The organism is Streptomyces sp. cg36 (genome assembly GCF_041080675.1).
In the GTDB taxonomy this organism is placed as follows: Bacteria; Actinomycetota; Actinomycetes; order Streptomycetales; family Streptomycetaceae; genus Streptomyces.
This window is the reverse complement of the sequence record NZ_CP163520.1, coordinates 4,618,040-4,633,994: the sequence shown is the minus strand read 5'-3', so window position 1 is coordinate 4,633,994 and position 15,955 is coordinate 4,618,040. Positions and strand designations below refer to the sequence as shown.

15 protein-coding genes and 1 tRNA gene are annotated in these 15,955 nt (G+C 72.5%); 8 read left to right on the top strand and 8 right to left on the bottom strand.

What is annotated here, in order from left to right; translation table 11 throughout:
- The first annotated feature begins 23 nt into the window (after nucleotides 1–23).
- Together AB5J87_RS20660 and AB5J87_RS20655 are read left to right on the top strand one after the other, a co-directional pair.
- Nucleotides 24–530, top strand: a complete 507-nt coding sequence (locus AB5J87_RS20660; RefSeq protein ID WP_369378371.1) for a GNAT family N-acetyltransferase — start codon at nucleotides 24–26, stop codon at nucleotides 528–530.
- Between the two features lie 142 nt (nucleotides 531–672).
- Nucleotides 673–1,029, top strand: coding sequence for a hypothetical protein (locus AB5J87_RS20655; protein WP_369378370.1), 357 nt, complete (start codon nucleotides 673–675; stop codon nucleotides 1,027–1,029).
- Between the two features lie 183 nt (nucleotides 1,030–1,212).
- Here the strand turns inward: AB5J87_RS20655 and AB5J87_RS20650 are convergent.
- The 7 genes from AB5J87_RS20650 to galU all read right to left on the bottom strand — a co-directional run bounded on the left by AB5J87_RS20650 (nucleotide 1,213) and on the right by galU (nucleotide 6,658).
- A tRNA-Ala gene (locus AB5J87_RS20650) sits at nucleotides 1,213–1,286 on the bottom strand.
- Nucleotides 1,287–1,361: 75 nt separating this feature from the next.
- Nucleotides 1,362–2,525, bottom strand: a complete 1,164-nt coding sequence (gene glpR / locus AB5J87_RS20645) for a gephyrin-like molybdotransferase receptor GlpR (protein ID WP_369378369.1) — start codon at nucleotides 2,523–2,525, stop codon at nucleotides 1,362–1,364.
- Between the two features lie 142 nt (nucleotides 2,526–2,667).
- Complete coding sequence (locus AB5J87_RS20640) at nucleotides 2,668–3,294, bottom strand: GNAT family N-acetyltransferase (protein ID WP_369383603.1); 627 nt, start codon at nucleotides 3,292–3,294, stop codon at nucleotides 2,668–2,670.
- The gene (locus tag AB5J87_RS20635) at nucleotides 3,291–3,797 is read right to left on the bottom strand and encodes a molybdenum cofactor biosynthesis protein B (RefSeq protein ID WP_369383602.1); all 507 of its coding nucleotides are present in this window, start codon (nucleotides 3,795–3,797) and stop codon (nucleotides 3,291–3,293) included. Before AB5J87_RS20635 ends, AB5J87_RS20640 begins: the two co-directional genes overlap by 4 nt.
- Nucleotides 3,798–3,886: 89 nt before the next feature.
- Complete coding sequence (gene moaC / locus AB5J87_RS20630) at nucleotides 3,887–4,387, bottom strand: cyclic pyranopterin monophosphate synthase MoaC (RefSeq protein WP_369378368.1); 501 nt, start codon at nucleotides 4,385–4,387, stop codon at nucleotides 3,887–3,889.
- Between the two features lie 61 nt (nucleotides 4,388–4,448).
- Entirely contained in the window at nucleotides 4,449–5,750 is a 1,302-nt protein-coding gene (gene glp / locus AB5J87_RS20625; RefSeq protein ID WP_369378367.1) for a gephyrin-like molybdotransferase Glp, read from the bottom strand.
- Entirely contained in the window at nucleotides 5,747–6,658 is a 912-nt protein-coding gene (galU, locus tag AB5J87_RS20620) for a UTP--glucose-1-phosphate uridylyltransferase GalU (RefSeq protein ID WP_369378366.1), read from the bottom strand. Before galU ends, glp begins: the two co-directional genes overlap by 4 nt.
- Before the next feature lie 93 nt (nucleotides 6,659–6,751).
- Here galU and AB5J87_RS20615 point away from each other — a divergent pair, with 93 nt between their 5' ends.
- Nucleotides 6,752–7,345 carry a 5-formyltetrahydrofolate cyclo-ligase gene (locus AB5J87_RS20615; RefSeq protein ID WP_369378365.1) on the top strand — a complete coding sequence of 198 codons (594 nt, stop codon included), beginning with the start codon at nucleotides 6,752–6,754 and terminating at the stop codon, nucleotides 7,343–7,345.
- Between the two features lie 51 nt (nucleotides 7,346–7,396).
- Here AB5J87_RS20615 and AB5J87_RS20610 read toward each other — a convergent pair whose 3' ends face one another.
- Complete coding sequence (locus AB5J87_RS20610; RefSeq protein ID WP_369378364.1) at nucleotides 7,397–10,204, bottom strand: penicillin acylase family protein; 2,808 nt, start codon at nucleotides 10,202–10,204, stop codon at nucleotides 7,397–7,399.
- Between the two features lie 202 nt (nucleotides 10,205–10,406).
- On the opposite strand from AB5J87_RS20610, the gene AB5J87_RS20605 reads away from it, so the two are divergent.
- From AB5J87_RS20605 to AB5J87_RS20585, 5 genes are all read left to right on the top strand, one after another.
- Nucleotides 10,407–11,951, top strand: a complete 1,545-nt coding sequence (locus tag AB5J87_RS20605) for a potassium/proton antiporter (RefSeq protein ID WP_369383601.1) — start codon at nucleotides 10,407–10,409, stop codon at nucleotides 11,949–11,951.
- A 462-nt stretch (nucleotides 11,952–12,413) separates the two neighbouring features.
- A complete protein-coding gene (locus AB5J87_RS20600; protein ID WP_369378363.1) occupies nucleotides 12,414–13,688 on the top strand; it encodes an MFS transporter in 1,275 nt (424 codons plus the stop codon).
- A 68-nt stretch (nucleotides 13,689–13,756) separates the two neighbouring features.
- A complete protein-coding gene (locus tag AB5J87_RS20595) occupies nucleotides 13,757–14,074 on the top strand; it encodes an FmdB family zinc ribbon protein (protein ID WP_369378362.1) in 318 nt (105 codons plus the stop codon).
- Between the two features lie 114 nt (nucleotides 14,075–14,188).
- Nucleotides 14,189–15,019 carry an S-methyl-5'-thioadenosine phosphorylase gene (locus tag AB5J87_RS20590; RefSeq protein WP_369378361.1) on the top strand — a complete coding sequence of 277 codons (831 nt, stop codon included), beginning with the start codon at nucleotides 14,189–14,191 and terminating at the stop codon, nucleotides 15,017–15,019.
- Between the two features lie 332 nt (nucleotides 15,020–15,351).
- Complete coding sequence (locus AB5J87_RS20585; RefSeq protein WP_369378360.1) at nucleotides 15,352–15,900, top strand: hypothetical protein; 549 nt, start codon at nucleotides 15,352–15,354, stop codon at nucleotides 15,898–15,900.
- Nucleotides 15,901–15,955: the final 55 nt, after the last annotated feature.

Genomic DNA, 15,955 nt, shown 5'->3' with positions numbered 1-15,955 from the left:
TGCATACAAGTACGCTAGTGCGCATGATTATCCGCACTCTGGGGTACGACCACCCGGACGCCGTCAAGCTCAACGACCAGGTCCAGCTCGAATACATCGAGCGCTACTCGGACGACGGCGACGCCACCCCGCTCGCCCCCGCCATGTTCGTGCCGCCGAACGGGCTCTACCTGATCGCGTACGACGAGGACGACCGCCCGGTCGCCACCGGCGGCTGGCGCGCCCAGGACAAGAACGCCGAGAACTACTCGGACGGCGACGCCGAGCTCAAGCGCATGTACGTCATCCCCGAGGCCCGCGGCCTGGGCCTGGCCCGCCGGATCCTCGCCCTGCTGGAGGCGGACGCCCGCGCCGCCGGCCGCACCCGCATGGTCCTGGAGACCGGCGACAAGCAGCCCGAGGCCATAGCCCTCTACGTCTCCTGCGGCTACACCCCCGCCGAGAAGTTCGGCCACTACCGCTTCTACGAGAGCAGCCGCTGCTACGCGAAGCCCCTGACACCGGACACCGACGCGACGCGCACGCCCTGACACGGCAGGGAAGAAGTGACCACCGCACCCCACCGCCCCCCCCACGCGCCCCGGGCGTCGCCGCCGCCCTGGTGCTCGCCGCCGGCGCGCTCACCGCGTACGGCTCGGACGCGGTGCGGCGCTGCGTTCCGGTCGCCGCGAAGTGCGCCGCCCCGGCGAGCTCATCGGCCGCTACGAGGGCGCGCACGAGGCCGACGGGGTGCGCCTCACCCTCCCCGAGGGCGGGGCCGTGCGGGCCGAGAAGTGGCCCACCGGCGACTACCACCGCGCCGAGTTGGGCGAGTCGTTCGACGGCTCGGGCACCTGGGAGGTCGAGCAGGCCACCGGCTCCCGGGACCGCGCGCTGCTGCGGCCGCACTTCACCGCGCCCGCCCGGTTCCTCCAGGGCGACACCCTCGACGGACTCACCATCGGCACCGACGGCTCCCGCACGGACCTCTACGACGACTTCGACCCCGACGTCTGCCCCGACTTCAGGCTCGAACGCGCCGGGACCTGACCGACGGGCCGTCACAAGCCGCGCGGGGGAATCGAGGAGGAGGGCGGGCCGGGCCGCAGGGAAGAAGCCGGGCCGCCCGGCGCCGGAGTGGGCGCTCAACGACGAAATCCCGGCCGGACGGTGAACCGTCTGACCGGGATTTCGTGGACCTTTCGCGAGTGAACCCGCGAAGGCTTGTTGTTGTGGACCTGAGGGGATTCGAACCCCTGACCCCCTCGATGCGAACGAGGTGCGCTACCGGACTGCGCCACAGGCCCTTGCAACGAGTGAAACCTTAGCACCACAACAGAGGTGCTCGGAAATCCGGTCCCCGCTGGTCAGCGAGACCCCCGTCACTCGTTGGCCGCGCGGGGCCGGTCCTCGTCCGCGTACTGGTCGAAGAGCGGGGTCCGGCGGCTGCTCGGCGTGCCGCGCCGGCGGGGTGCCGGGGCGGCCGGGGCCGTCGGGTCCGCGGTGGAGGAGCGGGCCGAGGACCAGGTGTCGGGCGCGCCCAGATCGATGCTGCCGGTGGCGCGCGGGGCGACCGGGGCCGTCACATAGGTGGGCAGCGGCACCGGCACCGGCTCCCAGCTGTCCCCGCGTTCGGGACCCCGCTCGCGCTGCTGGTCGACCCACTCGGCGTGGTCGGTCTGCTCGACCAGGGCCCGCCGGTCGGCCTCCTGGGGGGAGACCGCCGCCGCGGGTTCCGGCTCGGGGGCCGCGTGCGGCTCCGGCTCGTCCTCGGTCTCGGGGACGGCGGCGGGCCGGCTGCGCGGCTGGCGCTCGCGCAGCCGCGCGGCGGCGGCCTCGGCGCGCCGCCGGTCCATGACGAACGCGAACCGCCGCCGCTCCTTGGCCCGCAGGTGCACGATGTACGCGCTGAGCAGCACGGCGGGCACCGCGGGCGCCCACAGGAACCCGAGCCCGCCCACGGCCGCGACGACCGCGCCCAGCGTGAAGGCGAGGAAGAGGATCACCGTGGTACGCCGGCGGCGCGCGAGGACGGCACTGCGCCGGGCGCGCCGGGCGCGCTCCGCGGCGGCCGGGGTACGGCCGGTGCGCCGGCGCCCCTGGGCCTGCCGCGCGCCCTCCGCCCGCTCATCGCTCCGGCGCCCCGCACCGGTGCGGGTGTCGACGGGGGGCTCCCGGCGGGGCGGGACGCGGTGCCCGGTGCCGGACTCCACGGGCCCGGCCGACCGCTGCGCGCCGGTGCCCGTCGGGTGCGTCCTGGGTACGGCGAGGTCCCGGACGTCGACGCCGTTGCCGGGGTCCCCCAGGGACTCCGTCGGCGCGTCCGGGTCGGCGTCGGGTGCGGGGGCGCCAGAACCTCGCTGCCGAAGCTCCCTGGCGTACCGGCGCTCCATGGCAGACCGTCCGGACAGCAGCCGGATGGCAGTGCTGAAGCGTTCCGTCGGACGTGCCTCATTGAGCTCGTCCTGCCTGCGGAGCCACATCGGCACCAAGTAGGCGGCCCAGGCCCCGACGATGACTGCGTAAATGAGGCCGCTGCTGCTCACACCCCACACGGTAGAGGGACGGGCGCGAGGGGATACGCCAATTGAGCCGGTGTGTCGCACGATCTGGCTGATATCACTGGCTTTTTTTGTGATTCTTCAGATCGGTTCACGGTCGAACGACGATCGAATTCGAACGCTTATTTCATTTCTCGTGATGCGCCCGGCGTGCCTGCCGCCAGCGGTTCAGCAGCCCCTCCGGCACTTCCTCGGCCGTCAGCGCGTACACGAGATGGTCCCGCCAGCCGCCGTCGATGTGGAGATAGCGCGGGCGCAGACCCTCCTCGCGGAATCCGAGTTTCTCCACAACCCGCCGGCTCGGCCCGTTCTCCGGGCGGATACACACCTCCATGCGGTGCAGCCCGACCGAACGGAAGCAGTGGTCGGTGGCGAGCGCCACGGCCGTGGGCATCACGCCCCGGCCCGCCACCTCCCGGTCCACCCAGTAGCCGACGTGCCCGGAGCACATCGAGCCCCAGGTGATCCCGGCGACCGTGAGCTGGCCGACCAGTTCGCCCCGGTACTCGATGACGAAGGGCAGCATGCGGCCCGCGTTCGCCTCCGCCCGCAGATGGCGCACCATCTGGCGGTAGGTGGGCCGCTGCGCGGGCGGGGCGCCCGGCGCGGGCGGCGGGATGGTGGCCTCCCAGGGCCGCAGCCACTCGCGGTTGCGCCGGTTCACCTCGCGCCAGGTGCGCTGGTCGCGCAGCTTTATCGGACGGAGGTGGACCTCACCGTCCGTCAGCTCGACCGGCCAGGATGGAACGTTCAGCTTGGGCTCCCCGCGGGTCTGGGGTGGTCGCCGCCGCGGATCTGGTCGACGGCGTGCGTCAGCAGCCGCTCCAGGACGGCCAGTCCGTCGCGGACGCCGCCGGTGGAGCCCGGCAGGTTGACGATCAGGGTGCCCCCGCCCGCGACCCCGGCGAGCCCGCGCGAGAGCGCCGCGGTCGCCACCTTGGCCAGGCCCTCGGCGCGGATCGCCTCCGGGATGCCGGGCACCTCGTAGTCGATGACGCGGCGGGTGGCGTCGGGGGTGCGGTCGGTGGGCGAGATGCCGGTCCCGCCGGTGGTGACGATGACGTCGTACCCGGCCGCCGCGCCCGCGCGCAGCGCCTGCTCGACGGGGTCGCCGTCGGGCACGACCAGCGGCCCGTCCACGGCGAAGCCGAGCCCGGCGAGCCCCTCGGCGAGGATCGGCCCGCCCCGGTCCGCGTACACCCCGGCCGCCGCGCGGTTGGAGGCGGTGACCACCAGGGCCGCGTACGGGGCGAGCAGCGCGGGACCGAGGCCCGCGGAGTCGCCGGGGAACGGCGGCGCGCCCGCCACTCCGGGGCGCGCCGGGACGAAGTCCCCTCCGGGCGCGGTCACGGCGTGGCCCCTTCGGCGCCGGGACGCGACCAGTCGCCCGACTTGCCGCCGGTCTTCGTCTCCACCCGTACGTCGGTGATGACGGCCGCCTTGTCCACGGCCTTCACCATGTCGACCACCGTCAGCGCGGCCACCGAGACGGCGGTCAGCGCCTCCATCTCGACGCCCGTGCGGTCGGTGGTCTTCACCGTCGCCAGGATCTCCACCGCGTCGTCGGCGACCGCCAGGTCCAGCTTCACTCCCGAGACCGCCAGCGGGTGGCAGAGCGGGATCAGGTCCGGGGTGCGCTTGGCGCCCATGATCCCGGCGATCCGGGCGGTCGCGAGGGCGTCGCCCTTGGGGACGCCCTCGCCGCGCAGCAGCTCGACGACGCGGGGCGAGACGAGCACGCGCCCGCTCGCGCGCGCGGTGCGGGCCGTCACGTCCTTCTCGGAGACGTCGACCATACGGGCCGCGCCCGCCTCGTCGATGTGCGTCAGCCTGCCTTGCGTACTCATGGTGTGTGGCACTCCCGGTCCGGCCTGTGTGGGCAGACACGGTACCGCCACCCCGGGCCGGTCAGCCGAGCAGGACCACCTCCACTTCGGAGCCGGGCTCCGCCGAGGTGACGTCCTCGGGCAGCACGATCAGGCAGTCCGCCTGGGCCAGGGCCGCGATGAGGTGCGATCCGGCGCCGCCCACGGGCGTGACGGTGCCGCTCTCCGCGTCGTACGCGCCCCGAAGGAACTGGCGGCGGCCCGCCGGGGAGGAGAGCGCCTTGGCGGCGGTGAGCTCGCCGCGTGCGCGCGGGCGGTGCACGTCCGGCAGCCCCATCAGGGTGCGGATCACCGGGCGGACGAAGAGCTCGAACGAGACGTACGACGACACCGGGTTGCCCGGCAGGGCGAGCAGCGGGGTGTGGTCGGGGCCGATCGAGCCGAACCCCTGCGGCTTGCCCGGCTGCATGGCGAGCTTGCGGAAGTCGATCCCGCTGCCCGGCTCGTCCTCGTCGCCCACCGAGGACAGCGCCTCCTTCACCACGTCGTACGCCCCGACGCTGACGCCGCCCGTGGTGACCAGCAGATCGGCGCGGATCAGCTGGTCGTCGATGGTGGCGCGCAGGGTCTCCGCGTCGTCGGTGACCGCGCCCACCCGGTAGGCGATGGCTCCCGCGTCGCGCGCGGCGGCGGCCAGCGCGAAGCTGTTGGAGTCGTAGATCTGACCCTCGCCCAACTCCTCGCCGGGCTGCACCAGTTCGCTCCCGGTGGACAGGACCACCACGCGCGGGCGCGGGCGGACCCGGACCGTGCCCCGGCCGATGGCGGCCAGCAGCCCGATCTGGGGCGGGCCGAGCACGGTGCCGGCCGAGAGCGCCAGGTCGCCCGCGCGCACATCGCTGCCACGCGCGCGGACGTGGGCGCGGGCCTCGGCGGGCCGGTGCACCCGGACCTCTCCGCTCGCGCCCTCGGGGGCGGCTCCGGCGGGGCGCATGGCGGTGGCCGCGCCCCCGCCCGCGCCGCCGTCGGTCCACTCGACCGGGACGACGGCCTCGGCGCCGGGCGGCAGCGGGGCACCGGTCATGATCCGGGCGGCTTCGCCGGGACCGACGGACGGGAGCTCGCCGCTGCCCGCCGCCACGTCGCCGATGACCCGGAGCACCGCGGGGAACTCCTCGCTGGCGCCCGCCACATCGGCGACCCGCACCGCGTACCCGTCCATCGAGCTGTTGTCGAAGGGCGGCAGGGCGACGGGCACCGTGACGTCCTCGACCAGGACGCAGCCCTGGGCGTCGGGCAGTTGCAGCTCGATCGGTTCGAGCGGCTCCACGGCGGCGAGGATGTCCTCCAGGTGCTCGTCCACCGACCAGATCGTGTTGCTCAAGGTGTCTGCATCTCCTCGGTGACGTATCTGCGAAGCCAGGACTTGAAGTCGGGTCCCAGGTCTTCACGTTCGCACGCGAGTCTGACAATCGCCCGCAGATAGTCCCCGCGGTCGCCGGTGTCATAGCGGCGGCCCTTGAAGACCACGCCGTGCACCGGACCGCCGACCTTCTCGTCGGCGGCCAGCTGCTGGAGGGCGTCGGTGAGCTGGATCTCGCCGCCCCGGCCCGGCTCGGTCTGACGCAGTATCGCGAAGACGGCGGGGTCCAGCACGTACCGGCCGATGATGGCGAGGTTGCTGGGGGCGTCCGCCGGGTCGGGCTTCTCCACCAGGCCGGTGATCCGGACGACGTCGCCGTGGCCGGTGGGCTCGACGGCCGCGCAGCCGTACAGGTGGATCTGGGAGGGCTCGACCTCCATCAGCGCGATCACACTGCCGCCCTCGCGCTCCTGGATCTCCACCATCCGGGAGAGCAGCGCGTCGCGCGAGTCGATGAGGTCGTCGCCGAGGAGCACGGCGAAGGGCTGCTCGCCCACGTGCGGCGCGGCGCACAGCACCGCGTGGCCGAGGCCCTTGGGGTCGCCCTGGCGCACGTAGTGCATGGCGGCCAGGTCGCTGGACTCCCGCACCTTGGCGAGCCGGGCCTCGTCGCCCTTGCGGGAGAGGGCCTCCTCCAGCTCGTAGTTGCGGTCGAAGTGGTCCTCCAGGGGGCGCTTGTTGCGCCCGGTGATCATCAGGACGTCCGAGAGGCCGGCGGCGACCGCCTCCTCGACCACGTACTGGATCGCGGGCTTGTCGACGACCGGCAGCATCTCCTTGGGCGTGGCCTTGGTGGCCGGCAGGAACCGGGTCCCGAGTCCTGCCGCCGGAATGACAGCCTTGGTGATCCGTGGGGGCGACTGAGTCATGCGCAGCACACTAACCGCTGCGTAGGTGAGGAAGATTATCCTCCGGTTAATTCGCTCTCATAAACAGGCATTTGAGGGGATTGTGAAAACACTGTGAGTGATGATGCAGCCGAAAAGGCCCTCTTGCGCCGGGAGCTGCTGGGTGCCCGGCGCCTCCTGACGGAGGACGACGTGCACGCCTTCGCCGCGGCGCTGGCGGACCGTGCGCTCGGCCTGCCCGAGCTCGCGGCAGCCGGGGCCGTGGCCGCGTACGTCTCGGTGGGGCGCGAGCCGGGCACCCGCGCCCTCCTGGACGTGCTGCGCGCGCGGGGAGTGCGGGTCCTGCTGCCCGTACTGCAATCGGACAATGATCTGGACTGGGCGGAGTACGAGGGCCCGGACCGTCTCGCACCGGCCGGCCGGGGGCTCCTGGAGCCCACCGGTCCCCGGCTCGGCACGGCGGCCGTCCTGGGCGCGGACACCGTACTGCTGCCCGGTCTCGCCGTCGACGCCCGCGGCATGCGGCTCGGCCGGGGCGGCGGCTCCTACGACCGGGTTCTCGCCAGGATCGACGCGGCCGGCCACGACCCCGCGCGCGTAGTGCTCCTGTACGCGAACGAGGTGGTCGCGCGGGTCCCGGAGGAACCGCACGACCACCCCGTGCACGCGGTGGTCACCCCGCGCGGTGTGACCCGCTTCGCGTCCTGAGCCGCAGGGCCCGGAGCCCGTCCCTCGGGACGGACCCTCGGCCCGCGCGCCTCACTGTCCGGCCGCCGCCGGCTTGAGGGTGAGCTTGTCGACCGTCGCCGTGTCGACCGCGTTCGCCCCGAACTGCCAGTCCAGCAGCTCGCCCCTGGCCCACTTGCCGGTCTGGTCCGAGTAGTGCGCGCTGTAGGCGTGGCCCGAGGCGCCGGTGAGGTTGATCCACTTCGACTTGTCGAAGTCCTTCAGGTTCACCACCATCCGCATCGACGGCACCCAGGTCACCCCGTAGTCACCGCCTCCGGCGTTCCAGCCCGTCGCGTTGACCGCCGCCTCGCCGCCGCCCAGGTTCCACGGGCCGCGGTTGAGCAGGTACTTGAGGATGTCCGGACCGTCGATGCCGAGCGTCTGGTTGCGCAGCGTCAGCTGGTGCAGCCGGCCCCAGCTCCAGCTGGTGACGTCCTTGCCGAGCTTGGCCGTCAGCTCCCAGCGGGCGTCCTTCATGGCGCGCGCCAGCAGCTGGTCCCGGGTGGTGGTGGCCGGGTCCAGACGGCTGCGCGGCGTCTGCCACCAGGCGTTCTTCTGGTCGTTGAAGATCCGGCGGACCACCTCGAACCAGCGGTCGCCGCCGTCGGGCTGCGCCGAGTCCGTGTCGCGCTGGCCGCACTCGCGCACCAGCCCGTTGAGGTCGTCGACCGGGCCGGAGCTGTCCGGCGGGCGCACGTTCAGGCACTCGCCCTTGACCCGGAGCTCCTTGGGGAGCTTGTTGCCGAAGGCCAGCTTGAGGACGTTGCGCCAGACCGCGTTGAAGTAGGCGGCGGCACCGGAGTCCGGCTCCTGGGTGTAGTCCCAGCCCTCCAGGAGCTTCTGCGCCTCCCGCACGGCCGGGTCGGACACGTCGATCTTCAGCAGGGCGGGCGTCAGCAGCGCGGCGATCTCGCTGCTGTTGTCCATCTGCATCTTCTGCATGTCCTCGGTGGAGATCTTCCCGCCGTCCTTGGTCTTCGACTCGATGAGGTCGTTGATCCGCTGGCTGCGGGTGCCGTAGCCCCAGTCCTTCGTCAGGAGGTACGGGTACTTCTTCTCGTCGACCACGGCCTGGTTGGCGGTGACGATGTAGCCGCGCTTGGGATTGAGCTCGTACGGCAGCTGCTCGAACGGGATGTACTTCTTCCACCTGTACCGCGAGTCCCAGCCCGGGGCGGGCGTGGTGCCGTCGTACCCGCCGACCCGGACCGGGATGCGGCCCGGCGCCTGGTAGCCGATGTTGCCCTTGGTGTCCGCGTAGATCAGGTTCTGCGAGGGGACCTCGAAGTCCTTGGCGGCGGCCCGGAAGGTCTTGAAGTCCTTGGCGCGGTCGAGCTCGAAGACGGCGTCCATGGACTTGCCCGGCTCCAGCGCGGTCCAGCGCAGGGACACCGCGTACCCCTCGCCCCGGTCGGGCGCGGAGGTGGCCACGGGGGCCTTCTGGCCGACCTTCTCCAGCTCGTTGTTGCGGTCGGAGACCAGCGGGCCGTTGTCGGTCTCGCGCACGGTGATCGTCTTGCTCTTGCCGCCCGCGACCTTGATGACCTCCTCGCGCGTGAGGAGCGGCTTCTGCTTGCCGTCCTCGGTGTAGCTGTCGCCGGAGATCTTCTCCAGGTAGAGGTCGGTCACGTCGGCGCCGAGGTTGGTGAACCCCCAGGAGACGTCCTGGTTGTGGCCGATGACCACGCCCGGCATGCCGGAGAACGTGTAGCCCGCCACGTCGTAGCCGCACTTGGCCGAGACGGTCCGGCAGTGCAGGCCCATCTGGTACCAGAGCGAGGGCATCATCGGTGCCAGGTGCGGGTCGTTGGCCAGCAGCGGCATCCCGGTCGTCGTGTACTTGCCGGAGACGACCCAGGAGTTGGAGCCGATGCCGCTGCCGTTGGGCCCGAGCAGCGCCGGGATCTTGTCGAGGCTGGCCGAGAGGCGGGCCAGCTGCGTCTGGGCGCCGCCGGAGGTGCCGCCCTGGACCGGGGCGCCCGTGCCGCCGTTGCCGTTGCCCGTGCCATTGCCCGTGCCGTTGCCCGTACCCGTGCCGTTGCCGGTACCCGGCTCGCGGTTCTGGTCGTACTTGCCGGTGATCTTGTTCACCGAGCCCTCGTCGACGATCGGCCGGTGGGTCGCCGTCGGGTACGCCGGGTACAGGTCCTTGATCTGCTTGGGCGTGAGCCTGCTCGTCATCAGGGAGCGGTCGATCTCGTCCTGCATGTTGCCGCGCAGGTCCCAGGCCATGGCCTTGAGCCAGGCCACCGAGTCGACCGGCGTCCACTTCTCGACCTTGTAGTCGTGGACGAAGTCCAGCGCCGCGTACTCGACGGAGATGTCCTTGGGGCCCTTGCCCTTCAGATACGCGTTGACACCGGCGGAGTACGCCTGGAGGTACTTCTTCGTCTGCGGTGACAGCTTGGTGTCGTACTCCTGCTGCGCGACCCGGCGCCAGCCGAGGGTACGCAGGAAGGCGTCGCTCTCGACCTGGTCCTTGCCGAACATCTCCGACAGCCGGCCGGAGGTGATGTGGCGGCGGACGTCCATCTCCCAGAAACGGTCCTGGGCCTGGACGAAGCCCTGGGCCATGAAGAGGTCGGTGTCGCTGTCCGCGTAGATCTGCGGTACCCCGTAGCCGTCGCGCTTGACCTCCACCGGGCCGGCCAGGCCGTTGAGCTCGATCGTCCCCGTGGTCTGCGGGAAGGAGGCGCGCACCGTACTGACGGTCCAGTACGAGCCGTAACCGACACCCGCGACGAGCGCCAGCACCAGGACGATCAGCAGCAGGCGGGCGCGGCGTCCCTTCCTTCTGACCTTCGTCTTGGCGGAAGGGGCGGTTGTGTTGGAGGGCATCGCTGTCCTTCGAGGGGCAGGGTGGTCCTAGGTGCTGGAGCAACCATAGGCGCAGCGGCTGACAGCCCCGGACGCGGTGTCTTTTATGAGCGTCAGCTCGTCCTACGGACACGTTCTTGCGTAAAGAACTCGTCAAAGATTAGGTAAGGTAACGAAGTACTGGTGTCCGAAGGAACGTTGCGGCACCGGTATGTGAGGGCGCCTGACGGCGCGTGAGGGGAAGGATCGGCCACTGACTGTCCACCATCTCAACGAGCTCCTGCTCATCTGCTCGCTCGTGCTGCTCATCGCCGTCGCGGCGGTGCGCGTCTCCTCGCGCAGCGGGCTCCCCAGCCTGCTCCTGTATCTCGGCATAGGGATAGCGATAGGGCAGGACGGGATCTTCGACGTCCAGTTCGACAACGCCGAGATGACCCAGGTCATCGGCTACGCCGCCCTGGTGGTGATCCTGGCCGAGGGCGGCCTGGGGACCAAGTGGAAGGAGATCCGCCCGGTCCTGCCGTCCGCGATCGTGCTCTCGGTCGTCGGCGTCGCGGTGAGCGTGGGGGTCACCGCGGCCGGTGCGCACTACCTGGTCGGGCTCGAATGGCGGCAGTCACTGATCATCGGCGCGGTCGTGTCCTCCACGGACGCCGCGGCCGTCTTCTCCGTCCTGCGCAAGGTCCCGCTGCCGTCCCGGATCACCGGCGTCCTGGAGGCCGAGTCCGGCTTCAACGACGCGCCCGTGGTCATCCTGGTCGTCGCCTTCTCCACACCGGGTCCGGTGGACTCCTGGTACGTCCTGGCCGGAAAGATCGCCCTCGAACTGGCCATCGGCGCCGGGATCGGGCTCGCGGTCGGCTGGCTGGGCTCCTGGGGCCTGCGGCACGTGGCGCTGCCCGCGTCCGGCCTCTACCCGATCGCCGTGATGGCCATCGCGGTGGCCGCGTACGCCGCGGGCGCCATGGCCCACGGCTCCGGCTTCCTCGCCGTCTACCTGGCCTCGATGGTCCTCGGCAACTCCAAGCTGCCGCACTGGCCCGCCACCCGGGGCTTCGCCGACGGGCTGGGCTGGATCGCCCAGATCGGCATGTTCGTCCTGCTCGGCCTGCTGGTCACCCCGCACGAGCTGCCCAGCGACTTCTGGCCCGCCGTGATCATCGGCCTGGTCCTGACGATGGTCGCCCGGCCGCTGGAGGTGCTGGTCAGCCTGGCGCCGTTCAAGATGCCCTGGCAGGAGAAGGCCCTGATGTCCTGGGCGGGGCTGCGCGGCGCCGTCCCGATCATCCTGGCCACGATCCCGATGGTCTCCGGGATCGACGGCAGCGAGCGGGTCTTCAACATCGTCTTCGTGCTGGTGGTCGTCTACACCCTCATCCAGGGCCCCACGCTGCCCTGGCTGGCCCGCAAGCTGGAGATCTCCGACACCGAGACCGCCTCGGACCTGGGGATCGAGTCCGCCCCCCTGGAGCGGCTGCGCGGCCATCTGCTGTCGGTGGCCATCCCGGCCGAGTCGCGCATGCACGGCGTCGAGGTGCACGAGCTGCGGCTGCCGCCCGGCGCCGCGGTGACCCTGGTCGTCCGGGACGGGGCGAGCTTCGTGCCGGGCCCCACGACCGTGCTGCGACGCGGCGACGAGCTGCTCGTGGTGGCCACCGACCCGGTCCGGGACGCGGCCGAGGCCCGGTTGCGCGCGGTCGGCCAGGGCGGCAAGCTGGCGGGCTGGCTGGGCACCGGCGGGGAAACGGCCCCGCGCTCGTCCCGCTAGGGCCTGTCGCCGCAGGTGCAGTTCGGGGTCTCCCGCCGGGTCTTCCCGGCGGGAGACCCCTGGGGGCGGTCCGCGTCTCCCCGGCGGGGCGTCCCGTCGGGGGCGGTCCGTGGAGGCAATCCGTGAGTGCGGGCCGCCGCGGTGGCCCGCACGGGGTGAGACCGGCGTCCCGCGTCCATCGAATCAGGGGACGCCCGGAAGAAGATCCGGTTAATCAGAGGTGTGATCTCGGCCATCCGTCCGCTTTCACAGGCGTCACGCCGATTCCCCCTGTACCATGAAGGCACACCACTGATCGACCAACTCTGCCTGACGCAGAGCTGGCGCGACCGTATGGCGGTCGGAGGCTCTCGCAGTGAGCCCCGGCATCTACCGCAGTTCCGCGCAAGAGGACAGCTCTCGGCAACGCCCGTACTCACCCGTACCAGGGGCGCGCTACCAGGCGGCAGAAAGGCAAGGGCCGTGGCATCCACGGTCGCTTCCGAGCGTCGCCCGGGCTACGGGCAGCTCCTGCGCACTCCCGGCGCACTCTCGTTCCTCCTGCCCGGCTTCGCCGCCCGGCAGCCCTTCGCGATGCTCACCATCAGCATCGTGCTCCTCGTCCAGCACACCACCGGCTCGTACGGCAGCGCGGGCGCCGTGGCCGCCGTCACCGGTGTCTCCATGGCGCTGTTCGCGCCGCAGAGCGGCAAGCTCGCCGACCGCTTCGGCCAGCGCGCCGTCCTGCTGCCCGGCGTCCTCGTGCACTCCGCCTCCGGCTCCGTGCTGATCGCGCTGGCCCTGGCCGGCGCCCCGCTGTGGGCGCTGTTCCTGGCCGCCGTCCCCACCGGCGCCTCGGTGCCGCAGGTCGGCCCGATGGTCCGGGCCCGCTGGGCCGCCAAGCTCGACGGCTCGCCCCTGATGCCGACGGCCGCCGCCTTCGAGTCGGTGACCGACGAGTTCACCTTCGTCATCGGCCCGGTGCTGGCCACCGCGCTGTGCACCGGCATCCACCCGGCCGCCGGTCTGATCACCGAGGCCGCGCTGACCCTGGTCGGCGGTCTGCTCTTCGCCGCCCAGCACCGCACCCAGCCCGAGCCCAGCCGTGCCGACGGCCACGCGCGCGTGGACCAGGTCTCCGCGCTCTCCATCCCCGGCGTACGGGTCCTCGCCGTGTCCTTCCTCGGCATCGGCGCCGTCTTCGGCGGCATGCAGGTCTCGCTGACCGCCTTCGCCGAGGAGATCGGCAACCCGGGCGCCAACGGCCTGCTGTACGGGATCTTCGCCGCGGGCAACATGCTCGCGGGCATCGCGTGCGGCGCCATCGCCTGGAAGTCGGCCCCCCGGACCCGGCTGATCGCCGGCTACACCGGGCTGACCCTGGCGGCCTCCGGCCTGTGGGCGATGCACTCCGCGGTGCTCCTCGGCGGCCTGGGCCTGATCGTCGGCCTCTGCATCGCCCCGGCCCTGATCACCGGCTACACCCTGGTCGAGTCCCTGGTCCCGGCCTCCGCCCGGACCGAGGCGTTCACCTGGCTGACCGGCGCCGTGGCGCTGGGCCAGGCCGGAGCGGTCACCGTGGCGGGCCGGCTGGCCGACGCCCACGGCTCCACCGCGGGCTTCCTGGTGCCCATGGCGGGCACCGCGCTGGCCCTGATCACCCTGGTCGCCCTGCGCTCCCGACTGGCTCCGAGCTCCCCGGGACGCACCGTCGCGCGTAGTGGCGTCGGTCACCGAGTTCCCGTGACGGTGGACTGATCCAGCGGAATACGTCACTATGGACCGTCGTTAGCACTCATCGAGTGAGAGTGCCAGGAGGAAGACAAGTGCCGACCTACCAGTACCAGTGCACCGAGTGCGGCGAGGGCCTCGAGGCGGTGCAGAAGTTCACCGACGACGCCCTGACCGTCTGCCCCAACTGCGACGGACGCCTCAAGAAGGTCTTCTCGGCCGTCGGCATCGTCTTCAAGGGCTCCGGCTTCTACCGCAACGACAGCCGCGGCGCCTCGTCCAGCAGCACGCCCGCGTCGTCCTCGGCCGCCAAGCCGTCGACGTCGTCCGGCTCGGACTCGAAGCCCGCCGCCTCGACGACTTCCTCGTCGTCGGGCTCCACGAGCTCGTCGTCCTCGTCGTCGGCCGCCTGACCCGGCCGCTCGACCCGGGAACCACCCGAGGACCCCGCCGTCCGCGACGGCGGGGTCCTCGGCATGTCCGCACACCCGTTCTGGCCGTCGCGCGACCCGGCTAATGTGCTCGGCATGGCTAACGCAGAGATCGGCGTCATCGGCGGCTCGGGCTTCTACTCCTTCCTGGAGGACGTGACCGAAATCCAGGTCGACACCCCGTACGGCAGCCCCAGCGACTCCTTGTTCCTGGGCGAGATCGCCGGGCGCCGGGTCGCCTTCCTGCCCCGGCACGGCCGCGGCCACCACCTCCCGCCGCACCGCATCAACTACCGGGCCAACCTGTGGGCGCTGCGGTCGGTGGGCGTGCGCCAGGTGCTGGGCCCGTGCGCGGTGGGCGGGCTGCGGCCCGAGTACGGGCCGGGCACCCTGCTCGTACCGGACCAGATGGTCGACCGGACCAAGTCGCGCACCCAGACGTACTACGACGGCCACCCGCTGCCCGACGGCACGGTCCCGAACGTGGTGCACGTGGCACTGGCCGACCCGTACTGCCCCGAGGGCCGCAAGGCCGCGCTGCTGGCCGCACGCGGCCAGGGCTGGGACGCGGTGGACGGCGGCACCCTGGTCGTCGTCGAGGGCCCGAGGTTCTCCACGCGCGCGGAGTCGCGCTGGCACGCGCAGATGGGCTGGTCGGTGGTCGGCATGACCGGGCACCCCGAGGCGGTCCTCGCCCGCGAGCTGGGCCTCTGCTACACGACGATGACCCTGGTCACCGACCTGGACGCGGGCGCCGAGACCGGCGAGGGCGTCTCCCACGACGAGGTGCTGCGGGTCTTCGCGGAGAACGTGGACCGGCTGCGCACAGTGCTCTTCGACGCGGTCGCCACGCTCCCGTCCGGCGACCGCGACTGCCTGTGCGCGCGGGCGCTGGACGGGCTGGACACGGGGATTCGGCTGCCGTAGGGCCCCGGCGGCAGAGGGGCCGGGGCGGGGGCCGGGGCGGTCCTGGCTTCGGGTGCGGGCCCAGGGCGGCCGGCGGTGCGGGGCCGAGGCGGCTGACGGCGCGGGCACAAGGTCCGGCGGCGCGAGGGCGAGACGTCCGGGGTCCGGGGTCGGGCGTCGGGCGTTCGGGGTCGGGCGTCGGGCGTCCGGCGTCGGGCGTCCGGCCGTGCGAGGGTGACGGAGTTTTCCACAGGCGGGGAGTAATCCACAGGGCTCGGCGGGAAGTTGGCCGGGCGGGGATCGTGAGGAGCGTCCGAGCAGCACCCGCTCCGCACGATCGGTGGTGACCCGTCATGTCCCCCACGTCCCTGCCCTCCGCCCCCGCCCCGGCCCCCCTCGGCGTCCCCGCGTTCCCCCCGCTGCGGGTGCGCGGCGGGCGGCACCGGCTGCGCCGGGCCGTGCGGCGCCGACGGCGTGCCCTCGCGGCCGGGCTGGCGGTCGCGGCTGCCGCGCTCACGGTCTCGGGCGCACACGGTTCGGACCGCCCGGACCCGGCCGCCGCCGGGCTCGCGGGCCCCGGCGCGCACGGTTCGGCGGCGCCCCGCCCCGCTCCCACGGCCGTCGAGCTGGTTTCCGCGCCGGTGCGGATCGCGGACGCGGAGACCGTGCGGCTGCTGCGCCCCGGCGACCGGGTCGATGTGATCGCGGCGGGCACCGCGCCCTCGGGCCGGGTGGATCCGGCCCGCATCGTGGCCTCGGGGGCCCGGGTCACCGACGTTCCCCGGCCGCGCGGACCGTCCGGCGGCGAAGGGGCGCTGGTCGTCCTCTCCGTCCCGCGCGCCACCGCTGCCTCCCTCGCGGGCGCGGGCGCGACCTCACGGCTGGTGGTGACCTGGTGCTGAACCAGGCGGACCACCCGGCGAATCGCACTGACTTCCTGTCAAGTCACCTGTTTGC

What these genes read in the sequence shown, in the direction of transcription:
- AB5J87_RS20660 (WP_369378371.1), top strand. Translation starts at nt 24, where the DNA reads ATGATTATCCGCACTCTGGGGTACGACCACCCGGACGCCGTCAAGCTC.
- moaC (WP_369378368.1), bottom strand. Translation starts at nt 4,387, where the DNA reads ATGAGTACGCAAGGCAGGCTGACGCACATCGACGAGGCGGGCGCGGCC.
- galU (WP_369378366.1), bottom strand. Translation starts at nt 6,658, where the DNA reads ATGACTCAGTCGCCCCCACGGATCACCAAGGCTGTCATTCCGGCGGCA.
- AB5J87_RS20610 (WP_369378364.1), bottom strand. Translation starts at nt 10,204, where the DNA reads ATGCCCTCCAACACAACCGCCCCTTCCGCCAAGACGAAGGTCAGAAGG.
- AB5J87_RS20590 (WP_369378361.1), top strand. Translation starts at nt 14,189, where the DNA reads ATGGCTAACGCAGAGATCGGCGTCATCGGCGGCTCGGGCTTCTACTCC.
- AB5J87_RS20585 (WP_369378360.1), top strand. Translation starts at nt 15,352, where the DNA reads ATGTCCCCCACGTCCCTGCCCTCCGCCCCCGCCCCGGCCCCCCTCGGC.